At 35.6% G+C, this 23,933-nt stretch carries 17 protein-coding genes; 8 read left to right on the top strand and 9 right to left on the bottom strand.

What is annotated here, in order from left to right:
- The first annotated feature begins 1 nt into the window (after position 1).
- Positions 2-379, top strand: coding sequence for a heavy-metal-associated domain-containing protein (locus tag H8R24_RS08525; protein ID WP_187018153.1), 378 nt, complete (start codon positions 2-4; stop codon positions 377-379).
- Between the two features lie 58 nt (positions 380-437).
- Here the strand turns inward: H8R24_RS08525 and gldD are convergent, their stop codons facing one another.
- The 4 genes from gldD to mutY are packed head-to-tail and all read right to left on the bottom strand — an operon-like array spanning position 438 to position 3,869.
- Entirely contained in the window at positions 438-1,028 is a 591-nt protein-coding gene (gene gldD, locus H8R24_RS08520) for a gliding motility lipoprotein GldD (protein ID WP_187018154.1), read from the bottom strand.
- Positions 1,021-2,319 carry a gliding motility-associated protein GldE gene (locus H8R24_RS08515; RefSeq protein ID WP_187018155.1) on the bottom strand — a complete coding sequence of 433 codons (1,299 nt, stop codon included), beginning with the start codon at positions 2,317-2,319 and terminating at the stop codon, positions 1,021-1,023. The genes gldD and H8R24_RS08515 overlap by 8 nt, the downstream gene beginning before the upstream one ends.
- Before the next feature lie 23 nt (positions 2,320-2,342).
- Positions 2,343-2,783, bottom strand: a complete 441-nt coding sequence (locus H8R24_RS08510; RefSeq protein WP_187018156.1) for a single-stranded DNA-binding protein — start codon at positions 2,781-2,783, stop codon at positions 2,343-2,345.
- Between the two features lie 45 nt (positions 2,784-2,828).
- Positions 2,829-3,869: an A/G-specific adenine glycosylase gene (mutY, locus tag H8R24_RS08505; protein ID WP_187018157.1), complete on the bottom strand. Its 1,041-nt coding sequence runs from the start codon at positions 3,867-3,869 to the stop codon at positions 2,829-2,831.
- A gap of 134 nt (positions 3,870-4,003) precedes the next feature.
- On the opposite strand from mutY, the gene H8R24_RS08500 reads away from it, so the two are divergent.
- Both H8R24_RS08500 and H8R24_RS08495 read left to right on the top strand, forming a co-directional pair.
- A complete protein-coding gene (locus H8R24_RS08500; RefSeq protein WP_016989051.1) occupies positions 4,004-4,294 on the top strand; it encodes an HU family DNA-binding protein in 291 nt (96 codons plus the stop codon).
- 389 nt (positions 4,295-4,683) lie between these two features.
- Positions 4,684-6,228, top strand: a complete 1,545-nt coding sequence (locus H8R24_RS08495; protein WP_187018158.1) for an Rne/Rng family ribonuclease — start codon at positions 4,684-4,686, stop codon at positions 6,226-6,228.
- A 259-nt stretch (positions 6,229-6,487) separates the two neighbouring features.
- Here H8R24_RS08495 and H8R24_RS08490 read toward each other — a convergent pair whose 3' ends face one another.
- The 4 genes from H8R24_RS08490 to H8R24_RS08475 form a co-directional block, all read right to left on the bottom strand.
- Positions 6,488-7,681, bottom strand: coding sequence for an MFS transporter (locus H8R24_RS08490; RefSeq protein ID WP_187018159.1), 1,194 nt, complete (start codon positions 7,679-7,681; stop codon positions 6,488-6,490).
- 141 nt (positions 7,682-7,822) lie between these two features.
- Entirely contained in the window at positions 7,823-10,198 is a 2,376-nt protein-coding gene (gene pbpC / locus H8R24_RS08485; RefSeq protein WP_187018160.1) for a penicillin-binding protein 1C, read from the bottom strand.
- Positions 10,199-10,253: 55 nt separating this feature from the next.
- Positions 10,254-15,929: an alpha-2-macroglobulin family protein gene (locus tag H8R24_RS08480; RefSeq protein ID WP_187018161.1), complete on the bottom strand. Its 5,676-nt coding sequence runs from the start codon at positions 15,927-15,929 to the stop codon at positions 10,254-10,256.
- Between the two features lie 155 nt (positions 15,930-16,084).
- Positions 16,085-16,528: a nucleoside deaminase gene (locus H8R24_RS08475; protein ID WP_187018189.1), complete on the bottom strand. Its 444-nt coding sequence runs from the start codon at positions 16,526-16,528 to the stop codon at positions 16,085-16,087.
- Between the two features lie 72 nt (positions 16,529-16,600).
- Here H8R24_RS08475 and H8R24_RS08470 point away from each other — a divergent pair, with 72 nt between their 5' ends.
- The 4 genes from H8R24_RS08470 to H8R24_RS08455 are packed head-to-tail and all read left to right on the top strand — an operon-like array spanning position 16,601 to position 21,331.
- Positions 16,601-17,533 carry a hypothetical protein gene (locus tag H8R24_RS08470; RefSeq protein WP_187018162.1) on the top strand — a complete coding sequence of 311 codons (933 nt, stop codon included), beginning with the start codon at positions 16,601-16,603 and terminating at the stop codon, positions 17,531-17,533.
- Between the two features lie 44 nt (positions 17,534-17,577).
- Entirely contained in the window at positions 17,578-18,504 is a 927-nt protein-coding gene (locus H8R24_RS08465; protein WP_187018163.1) for a hypothetical protein, read from the top strand.
- 48 nt (positions 18,505-18,552) lie between these two features.
- Positions 18,553-20,334: a 1-deoxy-D-xylulose-5-phosphate synthase gene (locus H8R24_RS08460; protein ID WP_187018164.1), complete on the top strand. Its 1,782-nt coding sequence runs from the start codon at positions 18,553-18,555 to the stop codon at positions 20,332-20,334.
- A gap of 34 nt (positions 20,335-20,368) precedes the next feature.
- Positions 20,369-21,331 (top strand): DUF3078 domain-containing protein, encoded by a 963-nt coding sequence (locus H8R24_RS08455; protein ID WP_187018165.1) that lies wholly within the window; start codon positions 20,369-20,371, stop codon positions 21,329-21,331.
- 2 nt (positions 21,332-21,333) lie between these two features.
- Here the strand turns inward: H8R24_RS08455 and H8R24_RS08450 are convergent, their stop codons facing one another.
- The gene (locus H8R24_RS08450) at positions 21,334-22,680 is read right to left on the bottom strand and encodes a deoxyguanosinetriphosphate triphosphohydrolase (protein ID WP_187018166.1); all 1,347 of its coding nucleotides are present in this window, start codon (positions 22,678-22,680) and stop codon (positions 21,334-21,336) included.
- A gap of 182 nt (positions 22,681-22,862) precedes the next feature.
- Here H8R24_RS08450 and H8R24_RS08445 point away from each other — a divergent pair, with 182 nt between their 5' ends.
- Positions 22,863-23,915, top strand: a complete 1,053-nt coding sequence (locus tag H8R24_RS08445; RefSeq protein ID WP_187018167.1) for a flavin monoamine oxidase family protein — start codon at positions 22,863-22,865, stop codon at positions 23,913-23,915.
- Positions 23,916-23,933: the final 18 nt, after the last annotated feature.

Here is a 23,933-nt window from a genome sequence, read left to right as displayed (position 1 = left end):
AATGACTATTTCAAAATCATTTGCAACAATTGCACTAGCTGGACTTTTATTTGTAAGCTGTAAAAACAACACCGAAGCATCTAAAGAGACTGCTAAAACAGAAACTGTAGCTCCTAAAGTAAAAAAAGAAATTGCTGCCGAAAACTTACAAACAGCAAGCTTCAAAGTAGAAGGAATGACTTGCGCAATGGGCTGTGCTCAAACTATTCAAGACGAACTTTCGGCATTAGACGGTGTACAAACCGCTACTATAGATTTCGATAAAAAATTAGGAACTGTTACTTTTGACAAAACAGTACAAAATCCAGAAGCAATAACTAAAATAGTTCAAGCGACTGGTGATGGAAAAACATACAAAGTATCAGACATGAAATCGTAAGCAGTACGTTTTCAATTCATAAAAAAAGCTTCTCAATGAGAAGCTTTTTTTATGTTGTTTATTTCCATTTCAAGGTTTCTAACAAGCGTTGCATATCGTTTTTTACATAACTAGCTGCTGGCATAATAGAATCAAAATTGGGCTTAGCATAGAAATAGATCGAACCTGTAACAAAATGTTTCGTGCTATCTGTAGCATAAAACTGCGAGTTGGTTGCAGCATTACCATCTACTTGATAAAACATACCATACACTTTTTTAGCAGGGTTCAAATACGGTTGTTCCAGTATATCATCTGCCTTAATCACATGCTCGTAGGTTAATTTTTGAGCATCTCTCAATAGCTTATTAATATCGCCATTTACAGGTTTATAAGTCAAGTATATTGTAGCTTTCATTTTTGGATAGGTAATCGTAAAACCACAATCCTTCTCCCCTTTTACAACCGCTGCCGAATTCATTTCAAATGTAAACGGACAACTATTTTCAAAATTAACATACTTTGCTTCTGGATAATCCAATCGCAAATAGCTGGACGGCTTCGGAATCACATCATCTTTACAACTTGAAAAAAGAAATGGCCCCAAAAAAGCAATCGAAAATAAAGCCCCTAAACGAAACTTTTTATTTGTCTTTTTATTACTAAACATCAATCGTGACTTTTATCTGTTTTATTCGTTTCTTATCAACTGCTTCTATCGTAAACAAGCAATTTTCATAAGATATCTTCTGTCCTTTGGACGGGAAATTTCCAGAAATCTCTAGAATAAATCCAGCCAAAGTTTCGGCTTCACCTTTTTTTATTTCAAACAAATCCTCGTCAACTTCTATAATTCGATAGAAGTCTTTCAGGTTTATTTTACCTTCAAAAATGTAGTTTCGGTCATCTAACTGTGAAAAATTGATGTCCTCGTCATCAAACTCATCACTAATATCCCCTACAATCTCTTCGATCACATCTTCTAAAGACACCAATCCAGAAGTTCCACCGTACTCATCTACAACGATAGCCAAGTGACTTTTCATGTTTTGAAAATCCTTCAACAAATTGTCTAACTTTTTATTTTCAGGAACAAAGAAAGGCTCTCTTATTAACGACGCCCAATCAAAATCGTTGGTATTGATATGCGGCAGTAGATCTTTAACAAAAAGCACTCCTTCTATTTGATCAATATTGTCCCTAAAAACAGGAATTCTAGAATACCCTTTTTCAATAATCTTAGCGTAGATATCCGTAAAAGATTCTGTTATTTCTAATGCAAAAACATCAATCCTAGGACTCATTACTTGCTTAGTATCTGTATTCCCGAATGAAACAATTCCCTCTAAAATCTTCTGTTCTTCCGATGAAGTTTCATCAGACGAAGTAAGCTCTAAAGCTTGAGACAACTGATCTACTGAAAAACTGGTTTTTTGTTTCCCCAATTTATTATGCAAGAAAACTGTTGCTTGACGCATAGGAATACTCAAGGGAGATAATAATTTATCCAAAACCACTATGGGATAAGCCACCGCTTTTGCAAATTTAATATTGTTACGACTGGCATAAACCTTTGGCAACACCTCACCAAAAAGCAATAATAAAAAAGTCACCACAATTACCTCTAAAATAAATTTTAAAACAGGCGAACCGATAGCTCCAAATAAATCATTCCCAATAAATGAAAATAAAATTACAACTCCTATATTGATAAAGTTATTAGCAACTAGAAGTGTTGCCAACAATTTCTTTGGCTTCCCTACAAGATCAGCCAAAATTCTTCCTTTGGAGGCGTTTCCCTGTATTGCTTCATCAATATCTTTTTGAGACAATGAGAACAAGGCGACTTCGGCTCCGGATACTAGTGCTGAGCAAAATAGCAAAACAAATATTCCGGCAAAACCAAACAATAGATTAGTATCTACTGTATATGCAAAATTTAAACTGGGCTCTGGGTCCAAATTAAAAAAGATTAGTTAAACAATCAAAACGGCAAATCATTGATAGGTAAGCCATTATTCTGTGGGTCAAAGTTAGCCTTTTTTGTCGATTCTTGATTGGGAATTTGCTTGTTGTTTTCAGCATCCTTTTTTGTCGATAAAAAAGTAAACTCTGTCACCTGTATTTCCGAGGCATATTTTACCGTTCCATCCTCTGTTTGCCATTGTCGAGACTTGATGCGACCTTCTACATAAATCTTATCTCCCTTGGAAAGATATTTTTCACACAACTCTGCTGCTTTATTACGTACCACTAAATTATGCCACTCTGTAGAAGTAATTTTTTCATTAGTCGTTTTATTCACATAAACTTCATTTGTTGCCAATTGAAACCGACCAATACAACTCCCTCCATCAAAATAATGCATTTTCACTTCATCACCTAGATACCCAATAAGCATCACTTTATTCAACGTTCCGTTCATTTTATTAATTATGGTATTTCTATCAAAGATACATTTTTTTGATACCTATATATATTCCTTTTCGATAAAATTATGAATCACTATAGGAAACGGAAATGTTTTCATACTAACCACATCAACGCCGTCCTTAACAACTCCTTTTAGTTTAATTTTCCAGAACTTTATATATAGGTGTTGATGTGATAGCTTATGTATAATACTTTCACTGTTCCACTCCATAATACTTACCACCTTATTCTCTTTAAAAAAATCATCTTGAACTAGCTTAGCTATCACCTCAAAGCCCACCACCTGCTCTGTTTCTATCAAGGGGAATTCGTATAGGTTTTGCCAGATGCCTTTCAATACACGTTTATGAATTACAGTAGCGCCATTTTCATCCTCTACCACCAGATAATTAAAATACCTATTGCGCACTTTCAACTTCTTCGACTTCACTGGTAACTGATCTACTTTTCCTTTTTGCAAAGCAGCGCAACTTTCATTAAAAACACAACTACCACAATCTGGACTTTTGGGAACGCATTGCAAAGCTCCAAACTCCATAATAGCCTGATTAAAAATAGCTGGGTTGTCTTTTGGCATTAATTCAAAAGCTAAAGCAGCAAACTCTTTTTTAGCCGAAGCTTGCGCAATGTCTGTTTCTACATCTAAAAATCGCGACAATACTCTAAAAACATTACCATCTACCACTGGCACGACCTCATTATACGAGAAAGAAGCGATTGCAGCAGCAGTGTATTCGCCCACTCCCTTTAACTTTAACAAATCATTATAAGTATCTGGAAAAATTCCTTCCAAATCAGTAGCTATATATTGCGCCGTTTTATGTAAATTGCGGGCTCGGGAATAATACCCTAAACCTTGCCAAAGTTTTAACACTTGTTCTTCATCGGCTTTAGCCAAATCAAAAACAGTAGGAAACGCCGTCGTAAAAGACAAGAAATAAGGCATTCCTTGCGCTACTCGCGTCTGTTGTAACATGATTTCAGAAAGCCAAATGAAGTAAGGATTAGTAGTATTACGCCAGGGCAAATCTCGTTTGTTTTGTAAATACCACTGAATAAGCAAGTTAGAAAAAATCATTATTAAATATTTGTTTGCAAAAGTAAAAGTTTATATGATTAAAATTTAACGAATTAGCTTGATTTATTGTTTTTTAAATTCCTATATTTGCACACTCAAAAAAATTATTACAATATAATAAATAAGGAAAGAAAATGACGAAAGCAGATATCGTAGCAAAAATTTCAGAAAAATTAGGTCTTGAAAAAGGTGATGTTCAAGCAACAGTAGAGACTTTTATGAATGAAGTAAAAAATTCATTAGAAACTGGAGACAATGTTTATCTAAGAGGTTTTGGAAGTTTTATTGTGAAAACAAGAGCTGAAAAAACAGGAAGAAATATTTCCAAAAATACAACAATAAAAATTCCTGCACACAACATTCCTGCTTTCAAACCAGCAAAAGTTTTTGTTGAAGGAGTAAAAATAAATAACGAAGCAAAATAATATAATATTAATCATAAAATCTAAAAGATTATGCCAAGTGGTAAAAAAAGAAAAAGACATAAGGTAGCGACTCACAAACGTAAGAAAAGAGCGAGAGCTAACCGTCACAAAAAGAAAAAGTAGTTTTTAACTACTTTTTTCTTTTTAAACGTTCATTGAAATCGAAAATTAGTATTCAGTCGTCAGTTTTTAGTATTCAGTTTACTGATCACTTTGTACTGCAAACTGCTAGCTAGTTTTCTCCGGGTACAATACCTGTTAAAATTATTGTTTAATCCATCCTTACAATTAACTCTTAGCCATTAGCTATTAGCCATTAGCAATGTAAAATTTGCCAAAAGCCAAAAGCTAAAAGCCAAAAGCCAAAAAGTCTGGATAAAAATTTACAGATGAATAAAGAATTGATCATTAGATCTAGTTCTGATTTCGTAGATTTTGCCTTATTAAAAGATGGAAAACTAATTGAATTACACAAAGAAGAAGAAAAAAGCAACTTTCAAGTAGGTGATATTTTTATTGCCAAAATTAGAAAACCTGTTGCTGGACTTAACGCTGCTTTTGTAAACGTAGGCTTCGAAAAAGATGCCTTTTTACATTATCATGATTTAGGACCTAATTTATCTTCCCAACTGAAATTCATAAAACTTGTAAGCGCAGGTAAATTAAAAGATTTCTCCCTAAAAAACTTTCAGTTTGACAAAGAGATCGACAAAGACGGCACCATTACTGAGGTAATAAACGCCAATCAATCGATCCTTGTACAAGTAGTAAAAGAACCAATATCAACCAAAGGACCAAGAATTAGCGCTGAGCTTTCTCTTGCCGGACGTTTTATTGTTCTGGTACCTTTCTCAGATCGTGTTTCTATTTCTCAAAAAATAGAGGACAAAAAAGAAAAAGACAGACTAAAAAAACTTGTACACTCTGTTAAACCTAAAGGTTTTGGTGTTATTGTTCGCACAGTAGCAGAAGGCAAAAATACAGCCGAACTAGAAAAAGATTTGCAGAACCTGCTAAGCAGATGGGATGCAATGTGTAAAAAATTACCAACTGCTCATCATCCATCCAAAGTATTAGGAGAACTCAATAGAGCGTCTTCAATATTAAGAGATGTATTTAATGATACCTTTAGTGGTATTCAAATTGATGATGAAGAGTTGTACAACCAAACAAAGGACTATTTGCAAGAAATTGCACCTTCAAAACAATCAATTGTTAAGTTTTATCAATCAAACGATACACCTATTTTTGAGAAATATAACATAGAGAGACAAATCAAAACTTCATTTGGGAAAACCGTATCCATGAGTAAAGGGGCTTACCTTATTATTGAACATACCGAAGCTTTACACGTCATTGACGTCAACAGCGGAAACCGTTCTAATAAAGCAACCAACCAAGAAGATACAGCCATGGAAGTCAACATGATAGCTGCCGCCGAAATCGCTAGACAATTACGTCTACGTGACATGGGTGGTATTATTGTAATTGATTTTATCGATATGTCTAATCCTGAAAATCGTAAAGTTTTGTTCGACTTCTTGAGAGAAGAAATGAGCGATGACAAAGCGAAACATAAAATCTTACCTCCTAGTAAATTTGGATTAGTCCAAATTACAAGACAAAGAGTAAGACCAGAAGTAAACATTAAAACTAGAGAAGAAGATCCAAACGATGTGAATGGCGAAATTGAAGCGCCAATCCTAATTATCGATAAAATCATTTCTGACTTAGAAAGAATATTAAAAACCCACAAAAAAGTGGTACTTAATGTACACCCTTTTGTGGCAGCATACCTTACCAAAGGTTTTCCATCATTACGTTCAAAATGGTTTTTTGAACATAAAAAGTGGGTAAAAATCATACCTCGTGACGCTTACACGTACCTTGAATATCATTTTAATGATAAACAAGGAAAAGAAATTAAAGAATAAATTCTGGAATAACATTCAGAACAAAAAACCGCCTTTCGTAAAATTGCTTAGCCAGTTCGGCTTAGCAACCTCGTGTGGCGGTTTTTTTATGTCTTTGTTTTTTGGAGCTTTTCCAGCTTTACACTGCAATCTTTATTGTTTTAAAGAAAAACAATAAAGGATTTCCGTTGCAATCTGGGCTAAAAAAAAGAGCCGTGAAATCAATTCACAACCCTTTAAAAATAATATTCAGACATCAATTTACACGATCACAAATTTATCATACCTCCATTTTCACAGCTTTAAACTGGCCGCCTCCTAAACGGGACAATCTACGTCTTCTTTGTAAAAAAATAAATGTAATTAAAGCACCACTCATAGCCATAGCAACGCCCACTAAGTTAGGCGTGGCGTAATTCAATCCAGCTACTAATGGCAATCCTCCTAAAAAAGCACCTAAAGCATTACCCACATTAAACGCAGCTTGTATCGATGCTGAAGCAATCATCTCAGAGCCAACAGCCGTTTTAATCATCAACATTTGAATAGGCGCACCTATAGAAAATGAAATACAACCTGTCATAAACACTAACAATAAACTCATATATTGATTAGACGAAAACAAATAAACCAACACTAGATCAACCGAAAGCAATAACAAAATCGCAATTATAGTGATCTCCGGCGAAAATCGATCGGTTAACTTCCCTCCTATTAAATTCCCAATCACCATCCCTAATCCGGCCAAAACCAAAATATAAGAAACATCAGAAGGGGAGAACTTAGAAATATTGGTTAGCAACGGAGCAATATAACTAATCCAGCAAAACAAACCTCCTGTACCTATAGCTGTAATCAAAATAACCAACCAAGCTTCTGGTTTTTTAAATACCTGCAACTGACTTTTTACTGTTTCTTTGGCTCTAGCCTCTACATTTGGCATCCAAAAATAAAGAGCCGCTATCGTTAACAGTCCTATAAAAGCAATGATAATAAATGTATAACGCCAAGCAAAATGATGCCCTATGTAAGTCCCAATAGGCACTCCAGCCAGATTTGCTATTGTTAAACCTGAAAACATTATGGATATAGCTTGCGCTTCTTTCCCTTTATCTGCTAGACGTGTTGCTACTACAGCACCCACACCAAAAAAGGCTCCGTGAGGTAATCCTGAAAGCAAACGAGAGAGCAACAAGAAATTATAAGAGGGCGCAATAGTAGACAAGGAGTTAAAAATAGTCAGCATTACTGCTAATAGCAACAAAATCTTTTTTGGTGGAGCATTACGAGCAATAATTACAATCAAAGGCGCTCCTATCACAACACCTAATGCATAAGCTGATATTAAATACCCTGCCACCGGAATCGAAACTTTCAAATCTGATGCGATATCTGGCAAAAGCCCCATCATTACAAACTCAGTTATTCCTATTGTCAAACCGCCCAACAGGAGCGATAGTAAACTTTTTTTCATTTAAATATTTTAATCATTTGCATGTAAAGCCCATTTTATAAAATAGCAATCTCAAGCTTTGTTCTATTTTGCAAATTTAGAAATAAACAAAACCATAATCAGCACAAATCACTTATAAAATCAAACAACTTTCGATCAAAATTATTCGCGTACAATCTCTATTTTCCTCCTAATTTCATTACCATCCTCATCTTCAACGGTAATATAATGAAACCCAGAAACAGGTTCAATAGGCATTTCGTGAAAAGTTTTTGTAACGCCCTTATACACATTATCAACATACCAAAATAGTCGTGCTTCACTTTGTGAATGTGCTACTTTTAAAATTACAGGTTGCACCTTGCTATTAAAATCTTTGGTCAAATATATTTTACTATTGGCCTTAGGATAAATAAAATCCATTGAAGCCACCTGATTCGAACCGCAATCAGCTCTAAAAGGCGGCAATGTTTGATAAGCTATGTGGTGGCTTTTGTAATACCACTCCATAACCGGAGGCAAGACAAACCAGTTTTTTACAACTATATTCTCAACGCTTTCACAATTACTGTTCACCCTAAATTGACCTGTTTTATCTACGTGAATCATCTTGTGGTAAGGACAAATTGCAGTTGAACTCCCTTTTAAGGAAACCAACTGACTGATTTTTGGACAATTTTCTTGTGCGAGATAACCGCTTAGCGAGCAAACTTCTACTTCTTTTAAATCTTTATAAGGGGTAGCAAACCATTTTTTTCTTGGTAACAAATTAAAAACATCAAATAAAATAGGTGCAGCGCTAGTAACTCCGGTTAAAGTTGGTCGACCCTCTCCAGTTGCATTCCCTACCCAAACACCCACAACATATTTAGAATTGGTTCCTATTGCCCAAGCATCTCTATTACCAAAACTCGTTCCTGTTTTCCAAGCAATTTTTAAAGCGCTATCATAAAACTCCCAAGCTTCATCGCCTTCAGGACGTCCTACTTGTTCCATAGCATTGTACGTAAGCCAAATAGAACCTGCTCCCAATATTGTTTTTTGATCACTTTGATCACCAAAATCTACTTTGTAATCCTGATGAATATTTAACTCTGCAAACTCCTTGGTTCGATACTTCCCATCATTTTTATTAAAGTAATCTACAGTCGAGGATAAGCCCGCATACGTTCGACATAAATCCCATAAATTGCTTTCGGCACCACCTAAAATTAATGACAATCCGTAATGATCTGGCGGTTGAGAGATATCCCTCAACTTAAATTTTTGCAATTCTTCGTAAAACTTATTTACTCCAAAATCTTGTAGCATCAAAACGGCAGGAATATTCAAAGACCGCGACAATGCACGATGAGCAGGGACAGCACCATCAAAGGTAAGATTGTAATTCTGGGGAGCATAACCAGATATTTGTGTAGGTATATCGGGGACTAGGGTGTTGGGCAGTAGCTCTCCATCATCCATCATCGCGGCGTACAATAAAGGTTTCAAAATACTACCCGTGCTTCTAGGAGCATCAATAATATCGACATCTTTTTGATGGTTTCTATCCGTTGGTGCATTCCCAACATAGCTTATCACATTTCTATTCGTAATATCAATTACTATAATAGCTAAATTATTAACCTCATTCTGTTTGTATTGATTGTGATAGTATTTTGCAATTTGGTTCACCCTATTTTGCAGTTCCACTTCAATAGTTGTTTTTACAAGTTCTCCTTCCTGGCTTTTAACTACTTTTTGTAAAAGGTGCGGCGCAATTTGTGGTAAATCATACGGTTTTTGAGGCAATGGCTCCGCTATAGAAAGGGCATAAGTTTGACTGTCTATCACGCCTTCTGTTTGTAATTTCAATAAAAGGCGATCTCTTTTTAAACGCAATTTTTGTTGATTTTTACCAGGATAAATTAAGCTAGGAGCATTAGGTAAAACTGCTAATGTAGCACTTTGAGCCCATGATAATTGATGCGATTGTACGCCAAAATACCGCCAAGAAGCCATCTCGAGTCCAACAACATTTCCTCCAAAAGGAGCGTGAGCAGCATATAAATTAAGTATTCCGTCTTTAGAATACCCCAACTCCAATCGTGTAGAGAGAAGTACTTCTATTCCTTTTTCAAAGTAAGTTCTCCCTTTTCCCTTTCTAGACAAACGAATCACTTGTTGCGTAAGCGTACTTCCCCCGCGAACTACTTTTCCTGCTGCTCTATTTTGCTTGATCGCATTAAACATAGCAATGGGATTAAATCCTGGGTGCTGATAAAAATATTCGTCTTCAAAATAAACAATACACTTTTTGAATTTATCTGGCACGCTATCTTGCTCTGGAAAACGCCACTGGCCGTCCCTTGCTATTTTGGCGCCAAGCAAAACCCCTTCTCTACTTTCAATAACCGTTGAGTAAGGTTCTTCAAACAAAGTGCTAGGCAATGAAAAAAAATAAACCACCAATAGTACAAAAACTATTGATGATTTAATTCTATTGTTTTTAATCCAATTTATAATGCGCTGCATGAACGCAATTAATTTATTCTTCAATACATTCTATTTAAAAGTCCCCAACAGTCTTTAAAACTATTGGGTTACATTATAATTATTTCACAACCTCAACCCATTGCCCTTTTGTTCTGGCTAAAAACGTATTGTCATACATCGCTTCACATTGTAATCCTGGCAAATAATAAGTTCCTAAATATGACGCATTCAACAATACTCTGAATGTTTTACTTTCATTGGCTTTAAGCCCAAAATAGAAATTCGTTCGATCATCACGTATGTCAATATAGTCCGCAACATTGTTAGTCGAATCACCATAATCCGTAAATCTTGTATTAACGATTTCGAATCCAGAAGGGAGAATTTGAGACAAGGCAACATTTTCGACACCTTCATTTTTTAAATTTCTAATATTAACTTCTGCAATAAATTCTGTTCCTTGATCAATTTTACTCACATCGATAACAACACCTTTTCTGTTTTTAAAACGTATCGAAGCTGCTAAGTTATTTTGTAAAACCTGCTCTTGACCGATAGGCAAAATACCGCTATTCAACACCCTTACATAAACGGTGTTATCTTTAGTATTCGTTAACGTCATTGTGCTCAGCCCTGTTCTAACTTCTAAAGATCGGTTTGCAATAGATTTCATCGTTTTGATCGCTTGAACTTTCCCGTCTTTTTTATACTGTAAAGCAATACCCTTTGCTCCGTTATTTTGAGCAAACTTAGACATTGCCAGCAAACAATAAGCCGTAGTTTGTGTACTCATCCATTGATCACTCGCCATTTTCTTGGCTAACTGAGTCGCTACTGCAAATGCTTTTCCTTTTAGACCCAACGAAATTAAAGTCTCTAAAGTCATTGCTTTGTTTCTTTCACTTGATCCATAGTAATAATAATGACCATAACTATTACTTTCATCGTCAATAGTAGTTTTCAGCAATAAAGAAACACCAGCTGCTTTTTGACCCGCCAAAGCATAGGCCGCAGCCAAACGCAATTTACTTTCGTTAGAAATGTTGGCGGTCTCTCTCAATCTATTCATCGCAGACAAATCTGGAGCTCCCGCTAAAGCCAGTGTATATAAACGATAAGCTTGCGCTAAATCATTTCCGTACTGTGGTGTAAATCGCCATTGTTTCGCTTCTCTCTGTTGGTACGAAATCCATTTAGATTTAAAATTAATAGGTAAAACATATCCCTTTTTCTCGGCTTCAATCAAGAAATGACCAGCGTACGAAGTTCCCCAATCATCAGCAACCGTATTACCTTGCCAATACGACAATCCACCATTTGCTAATTGAAAACCACCTAATCTCGTTATTCCAGCAGACACATTTTTTTGAATTGTTTGTTGACGGCCCGCATCAAGATCAACCACATCATTCAAATACAATTGAGGAAAAACAGATGATGTCGTTTGCTCTACACAACCATGTGGATATCCTATTAAGTATTGTAACCTTCGATTAAAATCTATTGTTGGCATAGACGAAACTTCCAGCTTAGCCTTATTACTTCCTGCAACACCAAAAGTTTCCCATGAAATCGTCTTAGAACTATGTGGCTCTAAAACGACATCTTTATAAGTATTTGTTATCGGGTTTGGATTTGTCATATCAATCTCCACATCATAAGAAGCTTTTTCACTTCCTGAAGTGGCCGTGATTGTCACTTTTCCAATACCGGTGGTTTGCCCTACTTCTAAATTGAAATAAGTCATTTTCTCATCCGGATTTGCAAAATTTAATGTCTGCGCTCTTGTTCCAATAACCCTCAGTCCGTTATTTGTTTTTATTTCAACTCGTACATTTTTTATGTTTTTTTCCATCGCAAAAACCGTAACTGGAATGGTCACTTTTTCAGATGGAGAAATTTTTCTTGGCAACGACGCTAAAACCATTAACGGACTGCGAACAGGAGTTGATTTTTCAACATTCCCGTAAGCACTAGTACTTGCATCACCAGCAACCACCATTGTTCTTACCGACCCTATATATTTTGGTAATTTTATTTTATGCGTTTTTGTTCCGCCTTTCGGCAAAAGAAAAGGCCCTAGGTAGATAACAACAGGCTTAAATCGATTTGCTTTTTTAGCCTTTCCGCCACCTAAATCCTGATCTCCACCAATACTGAAAATCTGATTTACTTTACCACCATACGCACCAATTACATCATCATAAACATCCCAAGTTTTTACCCCAAGTGCTTCACGACTGTAAAAACTATCCCAAGCATTAGGCGTTTTAAATCGAGTCAAATCTAATAATCCCTCATCAACAACTGCAATAGAATATGTCATTGCTTTCCCTGATTGTTCACTTACTTGAACATTGAAAGATTGTTCTGGTTTTAAAACTGCTGGCATTGCGATTTTTGGTACTAAAATGGTGTTTTTATCAACCACTTCTATCGGAACAATTCCATACATTCTGATAGGCGAATCATTTTTAGTGGTTGCATGCGGTTGCAATAAAGTGATATTAAAAAACACATTAGGAGCCATCGCTGACGTAATAGGAACGGTAACTTTAGTTTCTCCTTTTTTAGTTACAGCCCAAAGTGTTTGAACTACTTTTGTTCCATTTTCGATCGAAATTAACGCCCTTCCGCCTTCACTTGAAGGAAAAGATATTTCGGCTTTTTCACCTACAGCATAATTTTTTTTATTAGTCGAAAAAACCAACATACTAGCCGTAGAAGCATCTGTATTTCTTGTTTTTCCTGACCAGATTGGCCAATCAATCAAAACGGTTTGAGCAGTTGCATGTCCGCCATCTTCATCAGCAACACGTACTAAATATCTCCCCCAATCATTTTCATCGACTGCAAACTGAAAACTACCTTTTCCACTAGAATCGGTATTGATATACATTGTTTTATAGGAAGTAGTCGAATTAGACGAATTATAATTCGATAAATTATCTTCTGATGCATCCCACCACCATCTCCATTCGACCTTAAATATTTTTACTTCAAGGTCTCGTACGGATCTCGGTCTTCCGTTTTCATCGACAGTCACCACCTCAAATCTATTGTTTTTTCCTGTTTCTAAGGTACCGTATTTATTAGGCTCTGGAGATTTTAACCCTACATAAACTTTGTAAGGAGAATAGGTTGTTGCCATCACATCTGAACTAAAATCGCCCCCTTCTTCATACACTTTTGTGATAAAAGAAGCTCTTAACATTCCAGGAGCTTGTTCATTCAATTTAGGCTGAATATTTACCGAAGCCCTACCGTTTCCATCTATTTTTCCAGAGAAAATATTAATCTCTTCTGTATTAAATTTACGTACTAAATCATCAAAAGTATATTTTGGGTAATTTTTAAAAGTAGTCGTTTGTTGCGAAAACTTAGCTTGCATTTCTACCTTCAAATTTCTAGCAATTGCACCGTGAAGCCAAGTTACCTCTAGGTTGCTACTATTAGGATAAGAAGAAGAGAGAACCGCTCTTTTAAAACTATTCTTGATTCGTAAACGATTCGGCTTAATCGTTTCAATTTTCACACTTTTGTAAAACTTCGCACCTCCCACACTCACCATGGCTTCCCAGTTTCCTGTAGGTGCATCAGGATCAGTCTTAACATTAAAAACATAATGATTTAACTCATTCGATTTTTGTACTTTTTGATAAACTACTTTCCCATTGGGGTCCGAAAGTCTTAATTTTATAGGATGTGATTCGGGCAGTTTATTAGCAGCGTCATTTAATATAAAAGACAGATACAAGTCATCTCCAGGGCGCCAAACGCCTCTTTCCCCATAAATATATCCCTTCAAGCCTTTTTGTAAGGTTTCACCAGCGACATCAAAATTACTAACTGACAATGATGTGCCGTCATCTAGCTTGATATAGGTAGCACTTTTACCCTCAGTAATAATAGCAAAATAGGCGAACTTATTGAGCTTAAAATTAGCAATACCATCACTATCTGTCTTTTCTGTTGCCAATTTTTGTTGTTGGTAGCTGTACAATTCAATTTTTGCACCACTAACTGGTTCAGTTGTTACAATATTATTTACTGCAAAAAAATACGATTTATCAGCCCCGCGTTTTGCAATAACCCCTAGGTCAGATGCTAGAATATTAGTCCCAACTTTACTATTGTAATAGTAAGAATCACTACATGGATCTTCTCTTTCATCCCAATCGTAATTTTCATAGTAATAATCATCATCATAATTGGAATTGCTATAATTAACATCATCCTCATCTACTTCCTCTTTTTCATCGTCTTGACTATCTTCCGGATCTAAATTTGCACATTTATACAAAGAATATGCTTTCTTGAATGAAAACTCAACTCTATAAATTGCACCTGGTTCAGGCGTAATAATTTGAGAAAGATCTAAAGCATAGGTGTTCCATTTACTGGTATTTACTAAGGAATTTTCTTTTAAATTTATGGTTGTTTTGGCTATCGGCTGACTGACTCTTTTTAAATTCTGACTGCCGTTAATTTGATTATCCTGTAGGAATTGAAGAATATTATTCGAATAAATCTTATACACTTTTACATCAACTGCTCTCAAGTTAGCCGCTTCAAAATTTAATTTTAGATTATTAGAACTAGGCAAAATAGTTCCGTTTTTCACAAAACGAACACCTGGTTTTACTTGATCAAAGGAAATTTTTGTAGTGTAACTTTCCTGCATCTTTTGACCGTAGATGCTTTCAATTCCTTGAAAAACTTCTACTAGCAATTCTCCAGTTAATAATTGTTGCGTTTCTACTTCTGGCTCTACATACTGAACAACGGGAGGCGCTACAGCTACTGCGGCACTATCAATAACAACTGTTTCTACGGCTGAACTATCTGCTACATCTTCACTAACGTCTTCTACTACTTCTTCTTCTACTTTTTTAGGGTTTGCAGTAGTTTGGTTATTGAAAAATACTTTAAGTAAATTACCATCAGTACTGAATTTTAAATTTCTTGCATTTTCAATTGAAACTAAGCCACTAAAATCTTGGTCCTTACGTAGCGGTTCTGAAAAATTGATTGTCATCATTTGATTATTTCCCTCTGGAACATCAACTTTCATGATTTTAAAATCTCCTTTTGCAGCCACTATATACTCAAGCGCTTCTTTCTCTTCGGCATCAATTGCACTTTCGTCAAAATTGATCATGACCTTACTTTCAGTACTTAAACGTTGAATTTTATCAATTACAAATTTAAACTCCGTACCAGAACGAACGCCTTTATCAAACTTAATTGGGAGACTACTACCGTTTTGTTGAGCAGAAACAAGCTTCATAGCTGACTCTAAATCCGTAACATCGGCAGTTTTTAAAACACAATTTAAATATTGTGAATCTTTACTGTAGGACTGAACATCATTTGTTACAACAATATAATTTTGCTTTATTGTCTTCACAGTAAAATTAAATTCAGACAATTCTTTTTCTGTCTTTATCAATTTTGACAAATGCAAAGTAACTTGATACTCTGTGTTTTGTTTTAATTTTTCTTTTGGAATAAAAGCAATTGTATTTGAGGATAGCGCTACTACTTTTCCATCTACGCTTGGTGAAATATCAAATAAATCATTATCTAAAACCTGATTCGCTTTCCATTCCTTTTTGTTAAAGGCAAGAACAACGCGAATATCGGACTGTGAAGAAACAATTCCTCCAGTAAAATTGCTGATCAATTCTTTGAACAAAGAAAAATCAGAATTAAAATCAGAAGCTGACTTTTTAGAACATCCTTGGGAGAAAAAAAACACACATAATACTACAACAAATCCCTTAATTTTCATTTCTTAAACTTTAAAGAGTTAAAACTCAAACTTGTGATTCGAAAAATAAATTTTCTAATCATTTTAGCATGAACGCAATTAAAGTAAATGTAGTATTTTTTATTATATTATTTAAGAAGAAAATTCGGCAACTATTTTATTTTCGAAAATCGAAATCACTTCCTTCTTTCTGCAAAAAAGCGTTTCATCAATTCAGCCGCTTCATCAGCCAAGACGCCGCGAACAACAGTTGTTTTAGGATGCAGCTGCGTACCCATTTTTTCAAAACCACGTTGCAAGTCAGTCGCCCCATAAACAATCTTAGAAATTTGGCTCCAATACAAAGCACCTGCGCACATTTGGCAAGGTTCGAGTGTTACATAAAGCGTACAGTCTTTTAGATATTTCCCTCCAAGATAATTAGCTGCAGCAGTTATGGTTTGCATTTCGGCATGGGCCGTTACATCATTCAACATTTCAGTCAAATTATGACTTCGCGCAATAATGATATTATTAACTACAATAACAGCTCCAACAGGGATTTCGCCTTTTTCAAAAGCCATCTCGGCTTCATTCAAAGCCTTTTTCATAAAATATTCGTCAGTGAAAGGATTTATCATAAAACAAAAATACTGCTTTGCTACTATTTTCATATTATTTTTCCTTACTTTTAATTAATTCAATTGAATAATATGGAATCTAATTACAAAATCAACATACCCGAACCGTGCAACGAGGACTGGAACAAAATGAAACCTACAGCTATAGGTAGGTTTTGCAACAGTTGCGCTAAAACTGTAGTTGATTTTACCAATATGCCGCCAGACTTGATCGTGCAACATTTGCGACAAAACACAAACGTTTGTGGGAGGATCCAAAAATCAAAACTTAATGGATTGACAATTCAAATCCCTAATAGTACTTTGTATGCACAGACTCATTATCACAAAATATTTTTACTCGCCCTATTTATTACAATGGGAACAAGCTTATTTAGTTGTGCAGATAAAAATGGTAACAAACAAAAAATTGAGAAAATTGAAATCGTAAACACGCCGCAAATAAAAAATAACAATCCAGACACTATTCAAACCATAGCCAATGACACGTTAGAGAATAAAGGCAAGCCCAAAACTAAAAAAACTAAAATTCGATTTACAAAAATTGTAAAATCTATACACAATGAAGTTACAGCTAGCGCAGTGGTAACTGACCGTAATGACATCTACGAAGACAATAATATATATGGAGGTATGTCAATTAGTGTAAGTCCTGAGTATGTTGGCGGAATGCCACTGTTTGAAACTTTTATCAAAAACAATTATGAACCAAAACTCATAGACAAACTAAAAGCTTCTTTTATTATTAAACAAAACGGAGAATTGAGCGATGTGAAAATAATCCAAACAAACCATCAAGAAAATAGTGACGAATTGGTAAAGACTTTAAAATTATCTACAAAATGGAATCCTGCAATTGAGAATGGAAGACCAATAGACTTTGTTATTGAAATTGATATTTCTATCACAAACGACACCATTCGAAGAAAATTCATTGGCAAAAAAATAGTTCCAAAAATCGACTCCATTAACATATCCCGAATCACAAAATTTAACCATAATTAATCTAAAAGAATAATTTTATACTTGTAAATAGTGAAAAACGCGTCATGAATCCAAAATATAAAATCAACATACCCGTACCGTGCAACGAGGACTGGAACAAAATGAAACCTACAGCTATAGGTAAGTTTTGTAACAGTTGCGCTAAAACTGTAGTTGACTTTACCAATATGGAGCCCAACGAGATACAATTACATTTCCAGAAAAACAGTAACGTTTGTGGGAGATTTAAGAGCTCTCAACTTAATGCACTGACTATTGAAATTCCTATTCAATCTTTGTACAATCAAACACAGTATAATAAACTTTTTTTATTAGTATTATTCATTACCATGGGTACAACACTTTTTAGTTGCGCTGATAAAAACGGAAACAAACAAAAAATTGAAAAAGTGGTACTAGTAGAAGATTCAATTGAGTCTAAAACAGCTATTCCGGGTTCATCATTACCTCCAAAAAAAATCCCAACCAAACCGTCAGAAGACAATAGTACAACCACTACTCCCAAAATTAAATTCCAAAAACCAAAAACAATCAGCTGTGGTGAAATTACAGCTAAAAAAGCGGACAGCACCCTTATAGAAGAAGACGTAATTTACAATGGTGGTATTGAATTTTATTTGAATCCTGAATACAAAGGAGGCATGCCAAAATTCAAAGAATTCGTGCAACAAAATTTTACTTTCCCAAAAACAACTAAAGCCTTAAATGGTGCTGTTGCTGCAACATTTGTTGTAGAAAGGGACGGCAGCCTAAGCAGCTTCAAACTAAAAAAAACGATCGAACCAAATATCGGATTAGAATTACTAAGCGTTTTAGAGCAATCTAACAAATGGATTCCAGGTTCTCAAAATGGAAAAGCAACAAAATCCTTATACCTAATAACTTTAAATATTAGAACAGATACCATCAAGAAAACGCTATTTAAAACCAAACTGGCTTCCCATATTGAATCGATAATAATTACACAATAACACTTTCAAATGAATACAATTTTCAGTAGAAAACAGTAAATTTGCTTTATGGCAGATAATTTACTTTCAAGCATTTATTACCCAACGGATTTACGCAAACTAGATGAATTACAACTTCCTCAAGTTGCTAGAGAATTACGCGATTTTATTATTGATATCGTATCGGTAAAAGAAGGCCACCTTGGCGCCAGTCTTGGTGTTGTAGAACTTACCATTGCTTTACATTATGTCTTCAAGACACCCGATGATTTATTGATTTGGGATGTAGGACATCAAGCATATGGACATAAAATACTAACAGGCCGCAGAGAAAACTTTGATACCAACCGACAACTAAACGGGATCTCTGGATTTCCAAAAAGAAGTGAAAGTGAGTATGATGCTTTTGGCGTAGGCCACTCCTCTACTTCTATATCAGCAGCATTAGGAATGGCAATCGCATCCAACTTAAAAGGAGACCTCAACAAACAACATATTGCCGTAATAGGTGATGCTTCAATCGCATCAGGAATGGCATTTGAAGGACTCAATCATGCAGGCGTTACTGATGCTAATTTATTAGTCATTTTAAATGACAACGCCATCGGAATTGATCCTAGCGTGGGCGCCTTAAAAAACTATTTGACGTCGGTTAAAAACGGAAAAAATCCGAAGCAAAACAACATGATCAAATCATTGAATTTTGATTATTCAGGACCTATTGACGGTCACGATATTTTTGCAGTTATCAAAGAACTAAAACGCTTACAAAAAATAAAAGGGCCAAAATTCCTTCATATCATCACTACCAAAGGAAAAGGATTAAAACAAGCCGAAGAAGATCAGGTAAAATACCATGCGCCTGGAAAATTTGATGCCAAATCTGGAGAAATTCACTCTAAATCAGAAGAAAACCTTCCTCCAAAATACCAAGACGTTTTTGGCTTGACCGTATTAGACTTGGCTCTTAAGAACGAAAAAATAATCGGGATCACGCCGGCAATGCCCTCTGGTAGCTCGCTAAAATTCATGATGGAAGCTTTACCTAATCGTGCTTTTGACGTGGGAATTGCTGAGCAACATGCCGTAACACTTGCTGCAGGAATGGCGACTCAAGGAATGATTGTATATTGCAATATATATTCCACTTTCTTACAACGCGCATACGATCAAGTAATTCATGATGTCGCTATTCAAAATCTACCCGTGATTTTTTGTTTGGATCGCGCAGGCCTTGTAGGAGAAGATGGAGCAACACATCATGGGCTCTATGATATTGCCTACTTGCGTTGTATTCCTAACATGATAATTTACGCGCCGTTGAACGAAATTGCACTTCAAAACATACTATACACCGCTCAACTAGGCCTTAATAATCCGATCGCTATCCGCTACCCCAGAGGTCGTGGCGTAACCGTTGATTGGCAATCAAACCATTTAGGAAATAATAATAGTATCGAAATTGGGAAAGCAAATTGCTTAAAAACCGGAACAATAACTGCCGTTTTATCAAATGGTACTATAGGAAAAAACGTTACCGAGGCCTTAGCTAATTTAAATAACCCAAATGACATAGCCCACTATGACTTTCCGTTCATTAAGCCTTTGGACGAGAAAGAATTACATCAAATATTTACTCAATTCTCATCTATAATAACTATTGAAGACGGAGCAATAATAGGTGGCTTTGGAACAGCAATTCTAGAGTTTGCGTCGGCACATAATTACAACATCCCTATTAAAACATTGGGTGTTCCTGATGTGTTTATCGAACAAGGAACGGTAACCGAATTACAACAATTATGCAAATTAGACGTTAAAAGTTTGGAATTAATTTTTTCAACTAAATGAAAATAATTATTTTGCGCCCCTTAACCCAAAAATTATGACCAAATTATTTGTTAGTATTTGCCTCTTATTTTTAGTATCATTTACTGCCTTTTCGCAAAAAATAATCACCACCTTACCAATAGATCCACACGCAAAAGACACGCTTTCGAACTGGACAAAAAAAAATAAAATAGGATTTGATATTTCTGAGATTGCTTTTGTAAACTGGAATGCTGGTGGAACAAGTTCTATTTCTGGCTTACTAAAAACGCAATTCAAACGCATTTACACCAAGGATAATTATAACTGGTCAAACGAATTAATCATGCGTTATGGACTGAACAAGCAAGACGGAATCGAGCTTAGAAAAACGGATGATGTTTTTCAATTCAACTCGGCTTTTGGATATAGAAATGACACGATTTCCAACTGGTACCATACTGCAAAATTCAATTTCAACACGCAATTCACAAATGGTTATGCATATCCAAACAAAGAGATATCAGTCTCTAAACCATTTGCACCCGCATATGTTTTCCTAGGACTAGGAGCTGAATACGCTACTAAAAAGAAAGACCGCATGCTTTATCTATCTCCTTTTACATCAAAAATGACTTTTGTATTAGATCAAAGATTAGCTAACTTGGGGACTTTTGGGGTGGTTAAAGCGGTTTATGATAGCAGCGGAAACCTTGTACGAGAAGGAGAAAAATCAAAAATTGAACTTGGTTTTTTACTAACCGCGTATTACAAAAAAGAAATTGTAAAGAACGTAACCATCGAAAACAAACTGAGTTTATACTCTGACTACATCAACCGTTTTGGTAATGTAGATATCGATTACGACCTTTCCCTAGACTTAATTGTAAACTCGCACATACGTACTAACATAGGAGCACATTTCATTTATGATGATGACATCAAAGCGAAAGAAAATATTGACGGTACACAAATCACCGTTGGTCCAAAACTGCAATTAAAGCAAGTGCTAGGAGTAGGAATAGTTTATCTTTTCTAAAACTAAACTCCTTTCTTTCCGTTGATTGTATTGAATAGCTCTAACGCATTTCCATCTGTAAGCAAGGAAATATAATGACAAATATGCAACAATCTTTCGTACAGGTTTTCTTTTTCTAAATGGTGCTTTTCTGGTAGCATTTTTAAGATAAGTGCATCATAATTTGATGCTTTACCGTTGAATTTATTATCATAAGCGGTAATAAATTTATCCAGTAAGGTTTGTATAATCTGGTAGCCCACAATTTCTTTTTCGATTACCTCTCGACTTTGATAAATATTATTCACACTGATTTTGATAATATCATCCATCTGTGCCTTGTACTTACTTTTATCTGTTAAAGCATACGGGAATTTTCCGTTCAAAATCGCTTCTTCATTATCGATAAAAACTTTTACTGCATCATTGATCAAACTACCAATTGCTAATGCACGCAAATAACTAATTCTATCTTCTTTGGTTTCTAAAGTCTTGTATTTTGAAGTATCAATACTGTCCTTTACCAATTTTATTAAATATTCTAAAGCAAAATCCTCCGAGACTAAACCAAGATTGATTCCGTCCTCAAAATCAATTATAGTATAACAAATATCATCGGCAGCTTCAACTAAATATGCCAGTGGATGTCTTTCGAATCCAATATTGTCTCCTGATTTATTTGGGATCATGCCCATATCTTTGGCTGCAGCCTCAAAAAAATTTTTATCTGTTTGAAAGAAACCGTATTTTTTATCGGCAATATCCTTGGTTGGTTTTTTAGGCAAACTTTCCTTTGGGTATTTCATGAACGCACCAAGAGTGGCATACGAAATTCGCAATCCACCTTCAATTCCGGGGCGACTTGCTGTTAATACCGCAAATCCATTAGCGTTTCCTTCAAAATCAATTAGATCTTGCCATTCTTTATTAGACAATTGGTCTTTGTATTGTTTCCCGTTTCCAATAGAAAAATACTCTCCTATGGCTTTTTCTCCAGAATGTCCAAAAGGCGGATTCCCTATATCATGCGCCAGTGAAGCCGCAGCTACAATAGCCCCAAAGTCATTCATGTGATAGCCATGAACCTCTTTTAGATGCGGGTATTTTTCAATTATTTTCTTCCCTACTAACCGCCCTAAAGAACGCCCCACTACCGAAACCTCTAAACTATGCGTCAAACGCGTGTGTACAAAGTCGGTTTTTGACAACGGTATTACCTGAGTTTTATCTTGTAAACTTCTAAAAGCAGCCGAGAAAATAATACGATCGTAATCTACCTCAAACCCCAATCGGGTGTCGTCCTGCTCTATACGTAATCGTTTGCTTGTGTCGCCTTGTCGTTTTAATGATAAAAGTTGTTCCCAGTTCATGCTGTTAATTGTAGGGTTTAAATAATTGTATTATTTTTCAAAGATAGAGAAATAGGGATAACATAAAATAGCTTTGGTTGGATTTATAAACCTTACAATAACACAATTTGATAAATTGATGCTTCATTGTTTATTTCTAAAAAAACAGATTGTATTTTTACCATCCTTAACCACGATCAACAATGTCTAAAAAAATAATCATATTAGGAGCTGGATTAAGCGGCTTACTTACCGCTTATCGCTTGCAAAACAAAGGATCTGAAATTGAAATTATCGAAACCAGAGACCGCATTGGTGGTCGAATCCATACCGTCCATTCGAATATTGCTCAGGTAGAAATGGGAGCTACTTGGTTTAATGACGTTCATGTGAATTTCAAAAAACTGTTAAGCGAACTCGAACTGGACTATTTTGAGCAGTTCATGCAAGGGACTTCGTATTTCGAACCATTCTCTGCGGCTGCGGCGCAGGAAATCGAGATTCCGGCAAACAGTCCTAGTTACCGCGTTTTGGGCGGAACAAACCAAATTGTCGAAAGCTTAAAAAACAAATTAGATTTGGTTACCATTCACTTAAACGAAACGGTTAACCAACTCCATTTTGAAAATGACAAAGTTAAAATCATGACTCAAAATCAATATTTTGAGGCTGATTATGTGATCTCGACCTTGCCTCAAGCTTTGTTTGCCAACGACATTACCGTCACTCCTACTTTACCCGAAAAACTGACAGCTATTGCCAGTAAAACCCATACTTGGATGCAAGATTCAATCAAAGTGGCTTTTATTTACGCCACTCCTTTCTGGCGCAACAAGCAATTTTCGGGAACCTTATTTAGCAACGTGGGCCCCATAACCGAGTTTTACGATCAGTCAAATGCTAGTTTGGATAAATTTGCGCTTTGTGGCTTTGTGAGTTCTGGTATGGAGATGTATAATCCCGCTGAACGTTTAGAAAAAATAAAATTGCAATTAGTCAAAGTTTTTGGTCAGGAAGCACTACAATTCACGTCTTATCAAGAGACGGTTTGGAGCAAGGAAACAGCAACCAAAAGTCCGAAGCAAATTGGTTTTATGTATCCGCATCAAAACAACGGACATCCTTTATTTAGGGAATCCTACTGCGACAATCGCTTGTTTTTTGCAGGTACTGAAACCGCCAAACAATATCCTGGCTACATGGAAGGCGCCGTAATTGCTGCCGAAAACACCGCCAATGTCATTTTAAAATTATAAATTAGTTCTAAATAAGTC

The sequence above is a fragment of the Flavobacterium muglaense genome, from assembly GCF_014305155.1.
Classification (GTDB): Bacteria; Bacteroidota; Bacteroidia; order Flavobacteriales; family Flavobacteriaceae; genus Flavobacterium; species Flavobacterium muglaense.
Note: the sequence above shows the minus strand (reverse complement) of the source record. Positions and strands in the feature narration are given on the sequence as shown.

Bases quoted from the DNA above. Each gene is read 5' to 3' on its own strand.
- H8R24_RS08460 (WP_187018164.1), top strand. From the start codon at position 18,553: ATGGCAGATAATTTACTTTCAAGCATTTATTACCCAACGGATTTACGC.
- H8R24_RS08490 (WP_187018159.1), bottom strand. From the start codon at position 7,681: ATGAAAAAAAGTTTACTATCGCTCCTGTTGGGCGGTTTGACAATAGGA.
- H8R24_RS08495 (WP_187018158.1), top strand. From the start codon at position 4,684: ATGAATAAAGAATTGATCATTAGATCTAGTTCTGATTTCGTAGATTTT.
- H8R24_RS08500 (WP_016989051.1), top strand. From the start codon at position 4,004: ATGACGAAAGCAGATATCGTAGCAAAAATTTCAGAAAAATTAGGTCTT.
- H8R24_RS08470 (WP_187018162.1), top strand. From the start codon at position 16,601: ATGGAATCTAATTACAAAATCAACATACCCGAACCGTGCAACGAGGAC.
- H8R24_RS08475 (WP_187018189.1), bottom strand. From the start codon at position 16,528: ATGATAAATCCTTTCACTGACGAATATTTTATGAAAAAGGCTTTGAAT.
- H8R24_RS08450 (WP_187018166.1), bottom strand. From the start codon at position 22,680: ATGAACTGGGAACAACTTTTATCATTAAAACGACAAGGCGACACAAGC.
- H8R24_RS08445 (WP_187018167.1), top strand. From the start codon at position 22,863: ATGTCTAAAAAAATAATCATATTAGGAGCTGGATTAAGCGGCTTACTT.
- H8R24_RS08465 (WP_187018163.1), top strand. From the start codon at position 17,578: ATGAATCCAAAATATAAAATCAACATACCCGTACCGTGCAACGAGGAC.
- mutY (WP_187018157.1), bottom strand. From the start codon at position 3,869: ATGATTTTTTCTAACTTGCTTATTCAGTGGTATTTACAAAACAAACGA.
- H8R24_RS08455 (WP_187018165.1), top strand. From the start codon at position 20,369: ATGACCAAATTATTTGTTAGTATTTGCCTCTTATTTTTAGTATCATTT.
- H8R24_RS08510 (WP_187018156.1), bottom strand. From the start codon at position 2,783: ATGAACGGAACGTTGAATAAAGTGATGCTTATTGGGTATCTAGGTGAT.
- H8R24_RS08480 (WP_187018161.1), bottom strand. From the start codon at position 15,929: ATGAAAATTAAGGGATTTGTTGTAGTATTATGTGTGTTTTTTTTCTCC.
- gldD (WP_187018154.1), bottom strand. From the start codon at position 1,028: ATGTTTAGTAATAAAAAGACAAATAAAAAGTTTCGTTTAGGGGCTTTA.
- H8R24_RS08525 (WP_187018153.1), top strand. From the start codon at position 2: ATGACTATTTCAAAATCATTTGCAACAATTGCACTAGCTGGACTTTTA.